Below are 14,337 nucleotides of genomic sequence, written 5' to 3'. Positions count from 1 at the left end.
CCCGAGGCGTCCCGCCAAGGGGTGGAATCGCACGATGAACCTTGTTTCCAGGAAGCCACATGCAAATTGATCCCTCGATCTTCAAGGCCTATGACATCCGCGGCATCGTCGGCAAGTCGCTGACCCCGGAAGTGGCCCGCCATATCGGCCTGTCGTTTGGCTCGGCCGCCGTCGAACTTGGCGAAAAAGCCGTGGTGGTCGGCCGTGACGGCCGTCTTTCGGGCCCGGATCTGCTGGGAGGGCTGGTCGAAGGCCTGCGCGCTGCCGGCCTGGATGTGATCGATCTCGGCATGGTTGCCACGCCGATGGTGTATTTCGGTACCAATATCGAGCTGGATGGCCGCCGCGCCACGTCCGGCATCATGGTCACGGGCAGTCACAATCCGCCCGACTACAACGGTTTCAAGATGGTGCTGGGCGGCAAGGCCATCTATGGCGAGCAGATCCAGGCACTGCGCCAGCGCATCGACGCGGGCAACTTCACCAAGGGTGGCGGCAGCTACAAGCTGGTGGATGTCCGCCAGCAGTACCTGGACCGCATCGTTGGCGACGTCAAGCTGGCCCGCCCGATGAAAATTGCCCTGGATGCCGGCAATGGCGTGGCCGGGGCGTTCGTCGGCGACCTGTTCCGCGGGCTGGGTTGCGAGGTCGTGGAGCTGTTCTGCGACGTCGATGGCCATTTCCCGAACCATCATCCCGATCCCGCGCACGTTGAAAACCTGCAGGACCTGATGAAGTGCCTGCGCGAGACCGACTGCGAGCTGGGCCTGGCCTTCGATGGCGATGGCGACCGCCTGGGCGTCGTCACCAAGGACGGGCAGGTCATCTTCCCGGATCGGCAACTGATGCTGTTTGCCGAGGAAATCCTGTCGCGCAATCCGGGTCAGCAGGTGATCTACGACGTGAAATGCACGGGCAAGCTGGCACCGTGGATTCGCGAGCATGGCGGTGAACCGCTGATGTGGAAGACCGGCCATTCGCTGGTAAAGGCCAAGCTCAAGGAAACGGGCGCGCCGATCGCCGGCGAGATGAGCGGTCACGTGTTCTTCAAGGACCGCTGGTACGGCTTTGACGATGGCCTTTACACGGGTGCGCGCCTGCTGGAGATCCTGTCGCGCCATGCCGACCCGAGCGCCGTGCTGAACGCGCTGCCGAACTCGAACTGCACGCCGGAACTGCAACTGAAGTGCGCTGAGGGCGAAGCCTTCACGCTGCTCGACAAGATCCGAGCCAATGCGAAGTTCGAGGGCGCGAAGGAAGTGATTACGATCGACGGCGTGCGCGTGGAGTATCCGGACGGCTTTGGCCTGGCCCGGCCGTCGAACACCACGCCCGTGGTGGTCATGCGCTTCGAGGCCGACAACGATGCCGCGCTGGCGCGTATCCAGGCCGAATTCAAGCGCGTGATCCTGGCGGAAAAACCGGATGCAAAGCTCCCGTTCTGAGGTCGTGCAGCCATCGGCCAAGACCCCACCGCAGCCATTGGCGGCGGTGGGGGCGTTTGCGTTGCCGGCCCGGCCACGCATCCTGATCGTCAAGGTGTCGTCGCTGGGCGATGTCGTGCACAACATGCCGCTGGTGCATGATCTGCGCGCGCGCTGGCCCGAGGCCGAGATCGACTGGGTGGTGGAAGAGGGCTATGTCGATCTGGTGAAGCTGCTGCCCGAAGTGCGCCGCGTGATTCCGTTTGCGTTGCGACGCTGGCGCAAGCGCTTCTGGCAGGGCGAGACCTGGGCCGAGGTGGGGGCGTTGCGCGCGGCCATCCGTGAACAGGCCTACGACGCAGTGCTGGAAACCCAGGGGCTGCTCAAGACGGCCATCGTCGCGTACACGGCTGCGCGCGCTGCAGGCGCCCCGGTCATTGGCCTGGGCAATGCCACGCAGGGCTCGGGCTACGAGCCGGCGGCGCGGCTGTTCTACACGGCGCCGGTCAAGGTGCCCCGCCAGACCCATTCCGTGCGGCGCTCGCGCCTGCTCGGGGCGGCGCTGACGGGCACCACGCCGCCGGAGCCGCCGCGCTTCTTTGGTCCGGCCGCCAGCACGCTTCATGTCGATGATCCGCTGTGGGCCGGCCTGCCGGCGCGCTATGCGGTCTGCTTCCATGCGACAGCGGGCGCGAAGAAGCGCTGGCCGGTGGCGAACTGGCATGCGCTGGGCCAGAAGCTGCATGCCGAAGGGCTTGCCGTGCTGTTGCCGTGGGGCAGCGAATCGGAAAGGCGCGACGCCGAGGCATTGGCCGCCGGCATGCCCGGCGCGCAGGTGCTGCCGCGCTTCTCGGTGATGCAGGGCTTTGGCCTGATCAACCGGGCCGAGGTGGTGATCGGTGTCGATACAGGTCTCGTGCATATCGCTGCGGCATTGTGTCGGCCGACCGTCGAAATCTACACAGCCACATGGCGCTGGAAGACCGAGGGCTATTGGTCGGATCGCATCGCCAATGTGGGCGACGACGGCATCGTGCCCGACGTCGATGAGGTCTATGCCGCCGCGCGGCGCGTGCGCGGAGTCTCCGTCTGATGCTTCGGTTTGTTTATACCCTGCTGTGGCTGGTGATCCTGCCACTGGCGCTGCTGCGCCTGACGTGGCGGTCGCGCAAGGAACCTGGCTATCTTCATCACGTGGGGGAGCGCCTCGGGCGCTATGACGACCTGCCGTCAGACGGCCCATGGCTCTGGGTTCATGCCGTGTCGGTGGGCGAGACACGCGCCGCGCAGCCGCTGATCGACGCATTGCTGGCCGCCTATCCGCAACACCGGCTGCTGCTCACGCACATGACGCCTACCGGGCGGCAGACCGGCGCGCAGCTTTACGGCAGCAACCCGCGCGTGCAGCAGTGTTACCTGCCGTATGACGTGCCCTATATGGTGCGGCGCTTCCTGTCGCACTTCCGGCCGGACGCCGGGCTGATCATGGAAACGGAGGTCTGGCCGAACCTGGTGCATGTGACCCGGCGTGCCGGCGTGCCGCTGTTCCTGGTCAACGCCCGGCTGTCGCCGCGCAGCTATCGGCGCACCGCGCGCTTCGGCAGCGCGGCGGCTTCGCTATATAACGATTTCACGATGGTGTTGGCCCAGACGCCGGGCGATGCCGAGCGCTACCGGGCGCTGGGCGTGAAATCGGTGCAGATCACCGGCAACCTGAAGTTCGACATGCAGCCGCCAGAGGTAGGCATGGCGCGAGGGCAGCTTCTGCGGCGCGCCTTCGGCGGCCGCCAGGTGTTGGCCGCTGCCAGCACGCGCGAGGGCGAGGAGCCGTTGATCCTGGAGGCCTTCTCGCGCTGGCCGGGCGCCACGCGTCCCGCGCTGCTGCTGGTGCCGCGCCATCCGCAGCGGTTCGATGAAGTCGCCGCCATGGCTACGCGCGCCGGCTTCACGGTGCAGCGCCGCAGTGCGCTCGACATCGAACAGGCGACCGCGCCCATTACGGCCGACATCGTGCTTGGCGATTCGATGGGCGAGATGGCGATGTACTACGCGGCATCGGACATCGCCTATATCGGCGGTAGCCTGATCCCGCTGGGCGGCCAGAACCTGATCGAAGCCTGCGCGGTCGGTACGCCGGTGCTGATGGGCCTGCACACGTTCAATTTTGCGCAGGCCACCGAAGATGCCATCGCCGCCGGCGCCTGCCTGCGCGTGGCCAATGCCGACGAGCTGATGGCCGCGGCGGCCGGCGTGCTGGGCGAACCGGCCCGGCTGGCCGAGATGCGGGCAAACGCGCTGACGTTCGCGGGGCTGCACCGGGGGGCGACAGCTCGGACACTTGGCGCGCTGGCGCCAGTGTTGCGCTGACATACAGACGGCGCGCAGGGCGCTAGACTGGTCGGGATTTGTGGATTTTGCTGCGCTTGCGCGGCAATCTGAAGGAGTCGACCCATGCAAAGCGTTCTGCGTCCCCTTGTCATGACTCTGTTGCTTGGCGCCGCCGCCATGCTGTCGGCCTGCGCCACGGGCCAGCCGCCTGACAATCCATCGGCCAGCGCCAGCCTCAACGAAACCCGCTCCAGCGGCCCCAGTCGCTGGGAACTGGTGCGCTGGCAGATGCCAGACGGCACGTTGCGTGACATTCCGCATGGCGACAACGGCGAGCCCATCGTCTTCAATTTCAGCGATGGCATTGACTCGTCGCAAGGCGCCGTCAATGGCACCAGCGGTTGTAATCGCTTCACCGGAGGCTATGGCAAGACCGATACCGGCATCCGGTTCGACCGTGTCGCCGGCACGCGCATGGCCTGCCCGGGCCCGCGCATGGAAACGGAATCGGCGCTGCTGAAGGCGATGCAGTCGCCGTTCACCACCGTCGGTACGCAGCCATCCGCCGGAGCCATGGGCCGCCAGATCATCTGGAAGACGGCCGACGGCGATCTGCTGCAGTTTGTCGAACGCGAAGGCGTGGGCCGGCGCGGCGACAAGGTGGACCCGGCCACCGGCGGTGTGCCCGGCCGCGAAAAGATCGTCTATATCGATTCGCAGCGCGTGGAATGCACCGGCGCTGGCAAGCTGCAATGCTACCGCTGGCGGGAATCGGCCGATGCGCCGTGGCAGCTCTGGTACGGGCCGATCGAAGGCCTCGATTTCGAGCCGGGTATCACCTACAAGCTGCGCGTGAGGGAATACCAGGTGCCGAATCCCCCGGCTGATGCCTCGGCCATCCGCTGGCAATTGCTTGAAGTGGTTGAGCGGCGTAGGGGGAAGTGAAAGGGCGATCGATTAGAATGCTGGGTTGATTTGGCGTGTCGCCAGCGATGCATCCTGGTCTGTATGTGCATTGTGCGTCACTACACAGTACCCTATGTCTATCCGCAATAACCGGCTGTCAACGATGGCCGATGCCCTTGTCTTTGCGTTTCCCATCCTGGCGCTGTGCGTGCCGCGTGGCGCCGGCGTATTTCTCGCCGGAGTCGTCTTGCTGGCAATCGTTGGCTGGCGCGAGCTGGGCCAGGCGTGGCGGCAGCATGTGAACGTCATGCGGCCTCTGGGACTTGCGGTGCTCGCGTTCCTGGTGGTCGTCCTGCTGTCGAAGTTCATCCACCAGACGCCGTGGAATGTCATCGACAACCCCTCGCGCATACTGCTTGCGATCCTGACCTGCTGGGTGGTGGTTCGCACGGCGCCCAACCCGGCATGGTTGTGGCGCGGCATTTCCGTAGCCCTGGTCCTGGCGCTCCTGATCGTGGGCTACCAGAAGTTCGTGCAGGGCGAGCCGAGGCCATCGGCGTGGATTCAGGCGATTGCGTTTGCCAATATGGTGGCGGCGCTGGCGCTGATTGGTTTTGCGCGGCCGGGCGACACGCGACAGGCGCATGCCCAGGCATGGCTCAATGTCATCTGCGGGGTCGCGATTCTGATGCTCAATGGCACCCGGGGGGCCATGGTTGCCATGGTGCTGACGCTGGTGCCGATGCTGATGATCCGCTACCGCCGGGTGGGCGTCAGGATGTTCCTGGCGGCGCTTGCGGGCATTGTCGTGCTGGCGGTTGGCGCCTATGTGATGCCGGGCAGCCCGGTGTCGAGCCGGGTGGACCTGGCGCTCAACGACGTCCATGAGTTCGGGCATGGCAACTACGAGACCTCGGTGGGGGTGCGGCTCAAGATCTGGGAACTGGGCGTCGGGTATTTCGCGCAGCATCCGCTGGATGGCATCGGTGTGGGCCAGTTCGCCCGGATCTTGCATGCCACGCCGTATTGCCACGAGCAGCCAAAATCGACAGTCTGCGTCCTCGAGCATGCGCATAACGATATTGTCGAGGTAGCCTCGACAACCGGCATCTTCGGGCTCGCCACGTTCCTGGCGCTGTTCCTGGTGCCTGCGCTGCTGTTCTGGCGTGCGCTTCGGCAAAGCCGAAACGGGCGCTCGGCCTCAGGCGTGAGCCTGGGCGGGGCAGGGATGGGGTTTGTGATGGCGACGCTGATTTGTGGGCTGACGCAGGTCACGATGGCGCATCAGGCCAATGTCGTGTTCTATGCGGGCCTTCTTGGCCTGCTGCTGGGGATGGCAAGCTGTGCCGCGCGCGTGGAGAGCGTCGCCAAAAACGGGACGAAGCCCCGCTCGGCCTCGACGGTGGGTACGGCAGCCTGAGCCGGCGCTCCCGTAACGGCAATCAGCTGCGCGGGGCGCTCGGGACGATTCCATTCTCGCGGCGTCCCCCGGTCCCACGTCCCTGCACCGCCCCCGACACCGCCCCCACCCGCGCCTTCGCCGGCAACTTGTACATCGCCCCCGGCAACTGCGTCAGCAGTGTGTTGATCTGCACCACATCGTCTTCGGACAACGTGCCGGTCGACGCCTTCAGGCGCATGCCGTTCATGATGGCGTCGTAGCGGGCCTTGAACAGGTCACGGCGCGTGGAGAACAGCTGCGCTTCGGCGTTGAGCACGTCGATATTGATCCGCACCCCCACCTCGTAGCCCAGCTGGTTCGATTCCACCGCGCTCTGCGCCGAGCGTTCGGCGGCTTCCAGGGCCTTGACCTGGGCCAGCCCGTTGAAAACGCCGGAGTACGTCTGCCGCGCCTGTTGTGCCGCGGTACGGCGGGCGAACTCGAGGTCGCTGGCGGCCTTGTCGGCCAGCGCCAGGGTCTCGCGCACGCGCGACTGGATCTGGCCGCCCGTGAAGATGGGAATATTCAGCTGTACGCCTACCACGCCGGAGTTGTAGCGGCTGCCCACGTTGCTGAGTTGCGTAGCCGTGCCCTGGGCGTTGGTGTAGCCGTACGACGCCACGAGGTCCACGGAGGGCAGGTGGCCCGCCTTGGCCTTGTTGGTCTCGCGCTGGGCGGTCTCCAGGTTGTAGCCTGCCAGCCCCACCTGCGGATTGGTCTGCTCGGCCTGCGATGCCCACGCGTTCACATCGGCCGGCTGTGGGCCAGGGATCTGGGCCTCGGGCCGTAGTCCCATGAGGTCGTCCACGGGTTTGCCGGTGATTTGCTGCAGCGTTGCCCGGGTCACCTCCAACGCGCTCTGGGCTGCGATTTCCGTCGACGTCGCCAGGTCATAGCGGGCCTGCGCGTCATTGGCATCGGTAATCGTGGCCGTGCCCACCTCGAAATTCCGCTTGGCCTGTTCCAGCTGTTCGCCGATGGCCTTTTTCTGTGCGCCGGCCAGGTAGAGATTGTCTTGCGCCGCCAGTACGTCGAAGTACGCCTGCGACGCCCGCGTAATCAGGTCCAGCTGCGCCTGCTGGAACGTGACTTCGCCCGCCAGCGACGCAAGTTCGCCCTGCTTGTACGTTTCCCACCGGTCCCAGCGGAACAGCGGCTGCGTGAGCTGCAGCGCCCAGGTATTGGCGTTGAAGTAGCGCGTGGTGTCTACCGGCGAGCTGTAGTCGGCCATGGTCCGTTGCGCGCCAGCCGTACCGGCGACCTGCGGCAGCAGGCCCGCGCGGCCCTGGGGCAGCTTTTCACGCGTGGCAAGCAGCTGGGAGCGGGCACTGGCGAACTGGGCGTCGTTGGCTTGCGCGTCGCGATACACCTGCAGCAGATCGGCGGCCAGCGCAGACGGCATGTGCAGCCACGTGAGCAGGGCGGCCGCCAGCACCAGGGGTTTCCTGGCCGCTACGGGCACGGCGGAAAGCGCAAAACTCATGACATCTCCAGCTCGGCCAGCGGCACGCGCGGCCAACGATCGATAGGTTGCGACGGGTGGTACTGCCAGGGACGGGGTACTTCGGATGTTGCGGATGCTGCGGGTACGGCTGGGGTGCTGCGCGGTGGTACGGCCCCGGCGGGCTGCCGGGACCGTTTCCGGATCAATACTGCGGAACGGACGGATCGACCTGGGTCGACCAGGCGTGGATGCCGCCGGTCAGGTTCCAGACCTTGGCGTAGCCCTGGCGCTCCAGGAAGCTGGCTACCTGCATGCTGCGCGCACCGTGGTGGCAGATGCAGACAATCTCGGCGTCTTCGTCGATGTCGTTCAGACGGGCCGGAATCTGGCCCATCGGGATATGCGTGATGCCGGGCATCGCGGCGGTGCGCACTTCCAGGTCCTCGCGCACATCCAGCAACACCGGCTTGGCGCGGTTGGCATCAGACAGCCATTGCGCCAGTTCGGGGGCGGTGATTACCTGCATGGCTGGCTCCGGTTCAGAACTTGAAGCGGGACGGCTGCGCGGCGCCTTGCAGCGGCTTGACCAGCGTCTCGAACAGGTTCACCACCTGATACTCGGTCTCGGACACGCGCGTGATGATGCGGGCTTCCATCACGGGTGCCTCGCCGACGATGGCGGCGATACGGCCACCAACCTTGACTTGCGACAGGATCGACTGCGGCAGTTCCGGCAGCGAGCCGGAGATGCAGATCACGTCGTACGGGGCGGCCACTGCCCAGCCTTCGGCAGCATTGCCTTCTGCCACTTCCACATTGGTCACGCCGGCATTGGCCAGGTTCTGGCGGGCCAGTGCCACCAGTTCCGGGCGGATGTCGACGGTCACCACGTGGCGGCCGCGGGCAGCCAGCAGCGCGGCCATATAGCCCGAGCCGGCGCCGATTTCCAGCACGTTCTCGTGCTTGCGCACGTTCAGGTCCTGCAGAAGGCGGGCCTCCACGCGCGGCGGCATCATGTTCTCGCCGCCCGGCAGCGGAATCTCCATGTCGACAAAGGCCAGCGCGGCGTAGGCCTGCGGCACGAACTGCTCACGCTTGACCACGGCCAGCAGGTCCAGGATTTCCTGGTCCAGCACGTCCCATGGGCGGATTTGCTGTTCGATCATGTTGAATCGGGCTTTTTCGAGATCCATCTTGCCTTTCCTTCCAGATGCTTGCGGGGTTGCGCCGCCAGCCGGGTTTGTCCCGCCGTCAGCGCTGTTGTTTCGATTGATGCCGGATTTGCCATGTCCCGCCGGGTGCCAGAGCCGCCGCGTGTCGGGATGTTACGCAAAAGCCCACTATTTTACCCCCGCCAACGGGGCTGGCATGTTTACAAACGGTTAGCGTTGCGCCGTGGCACGCGGGCCGGTGTCCGGCGTGGGGTGTCTTCATGTCGGATTGGCCTGTGCTTCGTCCTGGCCGGACTGCCCCGATTGCGCGGTGGCGCGCTCCGCCATCAGCTCGTCGCGGATCCGTTCCCAGACAAAAGGGCCTTGAGGCACGGGCAGCGGGGTGTCGCGGGCGGCGCCCGTGGTCAGGCCGAACAGCAGCGTATGCAGCAACTGATCCAGGAAAGCGTCGGGGTCGATGACCGGCACGTTCACCTGGCTGAAGGCGCTGCGCCAGAGCATCAGGAACACCAGCGGCGCGCACAGCAGCGTGGTCGTGGGGTTGGCAGGCGCCTGGCGAAACTCGCCGCGCGCCACCCCACGGGCCAGCACGCGGGCAAACAGTTCGTCGCCAGGCCCCATGACTTCGTCCTGGTAGAACTGTGCGATATCCGGAAAATTGCCGGATTCGGCAATGATCAGCTTGGTAAGGCCCGCCACCGGTGTAGCGCCAATCAGGCCCCACCAGCCCAGCAGCAGCTCGCGCAGCAGCTCCGGCGTGGAACCTTCGTAGGTGTCGACGAGATCCGTGCCCTTGGTCAGGGCCGGCACCATGTTCTCGCGGACCACGGTCTTGAACAGCTCTTCCTTGTTCGCGAAATACAGATAGACGGTGCCCTTCGAAACGCCGGCTGCTGCCGCCACGTCTTCCAATCGGGTGGCCGCGTAGCCGCGCTCAACGAATAGTGTCAGCGCGGCAGCCACCAGCTCTTGCGGGCGTGCGGCCTTGCGCCGGCTCCAGCGGCGGGTGTCGGGATCTTTCTTGGGCAGGGCAGGGCTCACGGGACAGGCGCCAGAGCGATTGCATCGGGGTGCATCGCGATATTAATAACTTGTCGGTCAGTAATGTAGAGGACCGGAATTGCGGGGTCAAGCGGCGTGCGACGAACGGTAAAAGTGACTCATGTTACTCAAGTTGCGCTTTGTTGCAGGTCTCGCGGATCGGGTCAGGCACAATGCCGACGTGGCGCCGTATTGGCGCCGTCATTGTATTGTCGGCATCCTGCCGCTGAACCTTCACCATGTCGTGCCAGTCTGAACCCACCTGCCGTGCCGGCTGCGGCGCCTGCTGCATCGCGCCTTCCATCACGTCACCCTTGCCGGGCATGCCGAATGGCAAGCCGGCCGGTCAGCGGTGCGCGCAACTGATGGCGGACATGCGCTGCGCGGTGTTCGGGCAGCCGGAGCGGCCGGCGTTCTGCGGCGGACTTCGTCCGTCGGCCGAAATGTGCGGGGATTCCCGCGAATCAGCGATGGTCTGGCTGACGCGGCTTGAGCAGGCGACCGCGCCGGCTGCAGCAGTGGCCTGACCAGGCTGTTTGATGGAGAGGCATGCATGATTGCGATGACGCGCCGGCGTTGGCTGGCCGCTGCGGGTGTAACCGCGCTGGCAGCCACGGGCTGGCTCGCGGGCTGCAGCGTATTCCGCAGCGAGTACACATTCTCGCAAAGCCAGCTGCAAGACGCACTGGCGAAAAAATTTCCGTTCAACAAGCGCTATATGGAAGTGTTCGACATCCAGCTTGCCAATCCGCAGCTGGCGCTCGACTCCACGCGCAATCGTGTGCTCGTCAGCTTCGATGCCACGATCGATAACCGGCTGTTTTTCCGCCAGCCGCTGACCGGGCGCTTTGCACTCGACAGCGCACTGCGTTACGACCCGCCCAGCCATTCGCTGGTACTGCAGGACCCCGAAGTCAAGCAGTTCGACGTGCAGGGATTGCCGGGCCAGTTTTCACGCCAGTTGAATGCTTTGGGCGGTATCCTGTCAGAGCAGTTGCTGCAGGACTATCCGCTGTATACGTTCAAGCCGGAGCAGTTGCGGTTGGCTGGCACCAGCGCGGAGCCCGGTACAATCACGGTCCTGCCTGACGGTATCAACGTCAAGATTAATCGGCCGTAAATCCAGAGCAACAATAATGCGATGCCTTCGGGCAACGCTGGCGGGCACGCCGCCATTCGCGCCTACTTTTTGAGTCCATATGGATATTGCACTCGCCCTCAAGGCTGTGATTCTCGGCATCGTCGAAGGACTGACCGAGTTTCTTCCCATTTCCAGCACCGGCCACCTGATCCTTGCCGGGCAACTACTGGACTTCAATGACGAAAAGGGCAAGATCTTCGAGATCGTGATCCAGTTCGGCGCGATCCTGGCAGTCTGCTGGGAGTTCCGGCGCCGTATCGGCGCCGCGCTGGGCGGCCTGGTCTCGGATCCGAAGCAGCAGCGCTTTGCGATCAACGTGATCGTTGCCACGGTGCCGGCCATCGTCCTGGCGCTGGTGTTCGGTAAATGGATCAAGGCCCATCTGTTCAACCCGATCACCGTGGCCCTGGCATTCATTGTCGGCGGCGTGGTGATTCTCTGGGCAGAATGGCGCGAAGGGCGCCGCGGCACCGTATCGCATCCGCAGGGCAATGCGCTGCTGGAAGCAGCCAAGGCTGGCGCTCCGCGCATCGAATCGATCGATGACCTGACCTGGCGCGATGCCCTGAAGGTGGGCCTTGCCCAGTGTTTCGCACTCGTGCCCGGCACCTCGCGCTCTGGCGCCACGATTATCGGCGGCATGCTGTTCGGTTTGTCGCGCCAGGTAGCGACCGAATTCTCGTTTTTCCTGGCGATTCCCGTGATCTTCGGCGCTACGGTCTACGAGCTGTACAAGGCGCGGGCGCTGCTGTCTGCAGATGACCTGGGCATTTTCGGTATCGGCTTCGTGTTCGCGTTCCTGTCGGCGTTCCTGTGCGTGCGCTGGCTGCTGCGGTTCGTGGCCACGCACGATTTCAAGCCATTCGCCTGGTACCGGATTGCCTTCGGGATTATCGTGTTGCTGACGGCCTGGACGGGGTTCGTGTCCTGGCACGCGTGAAGTGCTGAAAGCTTCCCACTATTTTCGCATGGGGAGATATAGGGGGTGCGGTTCGGCAATATAGGTAACGTGTCGGCGTCCACTTTTGATGTGTGCGGGTCGATCTCTACCTTTCCGAACCGCACTGTTGGTTGGCACGACAAATGTGCTGCGTTCGATTTGCGGACATGCCAGATCCGGTTATATCCTTGTATTCTCAGATGCGCTGATATCCATTTCCCCTGTTGTGCCGGAAGTGGCTTCTTCCGGCAAACCATCCTTCCTTCCCATATTGCTGATCGGCGGTGCGGATTATTTTGTTGTAAATGGTTCGCGATTAAATGCTGTCAGAATATAAGGCCTAACGTCGGGCGAATTTCATCCAAATCGCCGAGCAGCTGTAACCATAAATAGGAAGCGGTTCAGGTGCGCTCGCTTCAGTGGTCAGTGCTTCTGGTGATGGCCCGGGCCTGAGGTGGGCATGAATGCACCTGCCATTCGCGGCCAGCGCGATGCCGCTCCCCGTCTACGCTGCGGCGTGTTCAGCCCGTCGATTGCGCCGCATGACGTCTGTCGCTGCGCAGCCATACGGGAGTTAATGTTGGCGACTACGCATTGCATTAGCACTGAGCGAAGTTGCACGCAAAAGACGATTTATCCCATCCGCATATCCTCACTTTCCCTGCTTTTTGGTGAAGTCAACGGGCTGGGGTCTTTGTTGTTTGGATTGGGACGATCCGGTTCCTGCCCGACACATTGTGTGCGATAATTTCTGTTGCAGACAAGATAATTGGGGCGGCGAGTGACAGAACTAGCAATTGATGGGGGCTTTCCTGTTCGGCAAAAAATGCTCGCATATGCACGGCAGATCATCGATGAACAAGACCGATTGGCGGTTGATGAAGTGCTGCGAGGAGATTGGCTGACCACTGGCCCGATGGTGCGGCGATTTGAAAATGCCGTGGCTGAATATACAGGCGCCACGGCAGGGGTCGCCGTCAATACAGGGACGGCTGCGCTTCATGCTGCAGTCTGGGCTGCGGGCGTCGGTCCCGGTGATGAGGTCATCGTTCCGCCCCTGACTTTCGTCGCCAGCGCCAATTGCGTGCTTTACATGGGCGCGAAACCTGTTTTTGCCGACGTGTCGCCCGACACATTGAACCTCGATCCTGCGGACGTCGAACGCAAGATCACGTCCAAAACCAAGGCAATAGTGGCCGTAGACTTTGCTGGTCATCCGGCGGATCACGACGCGATTCGCGCTGTGGCACAGAAGCACGGGCTGACGGTCATCGAGGATGCTGCACATTCGCTTGGCGCGACCTACAAGGGGCGCAAGGTCGGAACGCTGCAGGATATGACCACCTTGAGTTTTCACCCGGTCAAGCATTTGACGACGGGCGAAGGCGGGATGGTTCTTACGAACGACTTGAAACTTGCGAATAGCATTCGCTCGTTCCGGCACCACGGGATTGATCTCGATCTGCATGAACGTTCAAAAGCGCAGTCCTGGCTCTATGACGTAAATACTCTTGGTCATAATTACCGTATCCCGGATATCAATTGCGCTTTGGGCGTGAGCCAGATGGCAAAGGCCGATAGCTGGCTGGAGCGCCGTCGCGCCATTGCTGCGATCTACCAGAGTGCATTTGCGAATCTGCCTGGCCTGCAGCGACCCCAGGTGCGCCCTGATTGTGACTCTGCATGGCATCTCTATGTCGTGAGGCTTCAACTGGAAAAACTCCGGGTGGGACGAGATCGCGTGTTCGAGGCCCTGCGGGCGGAGAATATCGGCGTAAACGTGCACTACGTGCCGATCCCCTGGATGAGCTACTACGCGTCGCTTGGATACACGCGAGGTAACTGGCCAGTGGCGGAAGATGCCTACCAACGGTTGATTACCTTGCCATTGTTCCCGGCAATGACGGATCAGGATGTCAAGGACGTGGTGGATGCCACGACCAAGGTGGTTCAGCATTACACCGTATAGCCATGTCTGCCCTGGTCGTGCGCCTCGCAGCAGAGGGTGATTGCCTTGATATTCTACGGTGGCGCAATGACCCCACGAGCCGGGCAATGTCTCGGAATACCGGCGTGCTGGATGAGCAGCAACATCGCCAGTGGTACTCGAAAGCACTGAGCGATCCGCAGAGGTTGCTCCTCGTGGGTGTTGACGAAGCATGCAAGATCGGGATGGTTCGTTTCGATCTGCTTGACGCCGAGCACTGGGAAATCAGCATCGTAGTGGCGCCGGAAGCACGCGGGAAGGGGGCAGGCAAATCCTTGCTCGGCCGCGCGCTGTCGTATTTTTTCTCCATGAGGCCCGAAATCGTGGTGCTGGCCGAGATTCGAGAAAACAATACAAATAGCGAACGCCTTTTTCGATCGGTTGGCTTCGTGGCGTCCCACAGGGAAGGCGGAATCAACAAATATATAGTGGACAAGCTCGGATTCGAGCGAAGTGCACATCCTTCCAAGAGTCGCGTTGATCAATCGCGTTTTTATTAACGACAAGATCTCG

At 63.4% G+C, this 14,337-nt stretch carries 15 protein-coding genes; 10 read left to right on the top strand and 5 right to left on the bottom strand.

Annotation, left to right across the window (positions count from 1 at the left end; translation table 11 throughout):
• Window positions 1–59 precede the first annotated feature (59 nt).
• From ACOABP_RS05055 to ACOABP_RS05035, 5 genes are all read left to right on the top strand, one after another.
• On the top strand, window positions 60–1,445 hold the full coding sequence (locus ACOABP_RS05055; protein WP_474227230.1) for a phosphomannomutase/phosphoglucomutase: 1,386 nt from the start codon (window positions 60–62) through the stop codon (window positions 1,443–1,445).
• Window positions 1,426–2,517, top strand: a complete 1,092-nt coding sequence (waaC, locus tag ACOABP_RS05050) for a lipopolysaccharide heptosyltransferase I (RefSeq protein WP_474227229.1) — start codon at window positions 1,426–1,428, stop codon at window positions 2,515–2,517. The genes ACOABP_RS05055 and waaC overlap by 20 nt, the downstream gene beginning before the upstream one ends.
• Window positions 2,517–3,791, top strand: a complete 1,275-nt coding sequence (waaA, locus tag ACOABP_RS05045) for a lipid IV(A) 3-deoxy-D-manno-octulosonic acid transferase (protein ID WP_474227228.1) — start codon at window positions 2,517–2,519, stop codon at window positions 3,789–3,791. Before waaC ends, waaA begins: the two co-directional genes overlap by 1 nt.
• An 84-nt stretch (window positions 3,792–3,875) precedes the next feature.
• Window positions 3,876–4,697, top strand: a complete 822-nt coding sequence (locus ACOABP_RS05040) for a DUF4377 domain-containing protein (protein WP_474227227.1) — start codon at window positions 3,876–3,878, stop codon at window positions 4,695–4,697.
• Window positions 4,698–4,791: 94 nt separating this feature from the next.
• Window positions 4,792–6,078 (top strand): O-antigen ligase family protein, encoded by a 1,287-nt coding sequence (locus ACOABP_RS05035; RefSeq protein ID WP_474227226.1) that lies wholly within the window; start codon window positions 4,792–4,794, stop codon window positions 6,076–6,078.
• Between the two features lie 22 nt (window positions 6,079–6,100).
• Here ACOABP_RS05035 and ACOABP_RS05030 read toward each other — a convergent pair whose 3' ends face one another.
• From ACOABP_RS05030 to ACOABP_RS05010, 5 genes are all read right to left on the bottom strand, one after another.
• Entirely contained in the window at window positions 6,101–7,582 is a 1,482-nt protein-coding gene (locus ACOABP_RS05030) for a TolC family outer membrane protein (protein ID WP_474227225.1), read from the bottom strand.
• Between the two features lie 163 nt (window positions 7,583–7,745).
• Window positions 7,746–8,069, bottom strand: coding sequence for a rhodanese-like domain-containing protein (locus ACOABP_RS05025; RefSeq protein ID WP_474227224.1), 324 nt, complete (start codon window positions 8,067–8,069; stop codon window positions 7,746–7,748).
• 13 nt (window positions 8,070–8,082) lie between these two features.
• Window positions 8,083–8,736 (bottom strand): protein-L-isoaspartate O-methyltransferase family protein, encoded by a 654-nt coding sequence (locus ACOABP_RS05020; protein WP_474227223.1) that lies wholly within the window; start codon window positions 8,734–8,736, stop codon window positions 8,083–8,085.
• Window positions 8,737–8,973: 237 nt separating this feature from the next.
• Entirely contained in the window at window positions 8,974–9,756 is a 783-nt protein-coding gene (locus ACOABP_RS05015; RefSeq protein WP_474227222.1) for a TetR/AcrR family transcriptional regulator, read from the bottom strand.
• Window positions 9,757–9,880: 124 nt separating this feature from the next.
• Window positions 9,881–10,081, bottom strand: coding sequence for a hypothetical protein (locus tag ACOABP_RS05010; protein WP_474227896.1), 201 nt, complete (start codon window positions 10,079–10,081; stop codon window positions 9,881–9,883).
• Here ACOABP_RS05010 and ACOABP_RS05005 point away from each other — a divergent pair.
• The 5 genes from ACOABP_RS05005 (at window position 9,996) to ACOABP_RS04985 (ending at window position 14,324) form a co-directional block, all read left to right on the top strand.
• Window positions 9,996–10,283 (top strand): YkgJ family cysteine cluster protein, encoded by a 288-nt coding sequence (locus tag ACOABP_RS05005; RefSeq protein WP_474227221.1) that lies wholly within the window; start codon window positions 9,996–9,998, stop codon window positions 10,281–10,283. The two genes, ACOABP_RS05010 and ACOABP_RS05005, sit on opposite strands and share 86 nt — an antisense overlap.
• A 26-nt stretch (window positions 10,284–10,309) precedes the next feature.
• Complete coding sequence (locus ACOABP_RS05000; RefSeq protein ID WP_474227220.1) at window positions 10,310–10,876, top strand: DUF1439 domain-containing protein; 567 nt, start codon at window positions 10,310–10,312, stop codon at window positions 10,874–10,876.
• A gap of 79 nt (window positions 10,877–10,955) precedes the next feature.
• Window positions 10,956–11,837, top strand: coding sequence for an undecaprenyl-diphosphate phosphatase (locus ACOABP_RS04995; protein WP_474227219.1), 882 nt, complete (start codon window positions 10,956–10,958; stop codon window positions 11,835–11,837).
• A gap of 781 nt (window positions 11,838–12,618) precedes the next feature.
• Window positions 12,619–13,806 carry a UDP-4-amino-4,6-dideoxy-N-acetyl-beta-L-altrosamine transaminase gene (gene pseC, locus ACOABP_RS04990; RefSeq protein ID WP_474227218.1) on the top strand — a complete coding sequence of 396 codons (1,188 nt, stop codon included), beginning with the start codon at window positions 12,619–12,621 and terminating at the stop codon, window positions 13,804–13,806.
• 2 nt (window positions 13,807–13,808) lie between these two features.
• Complete coding sequence (locus tag ACOABP_RS04985) at window positions 13,809–14,324, top strand: GNAT family N-acetyltransferase (RefSeq protein ID WP_474227217.1); 516 nt, start codon at window positions 13,809–13,811, stop codon at window positions 14,322–14,324.
• Window positions 14,325–14,337: the final 13 nt, after the last annotated feature.

It is taken from the genome of Cupriavidus sp. HE11 (assembly GCF_056097175.1).
Note: the sequence above shows the minus strand (reverse complement) of the source record. Positions and strands in the feature narration are given on the sequence as shown.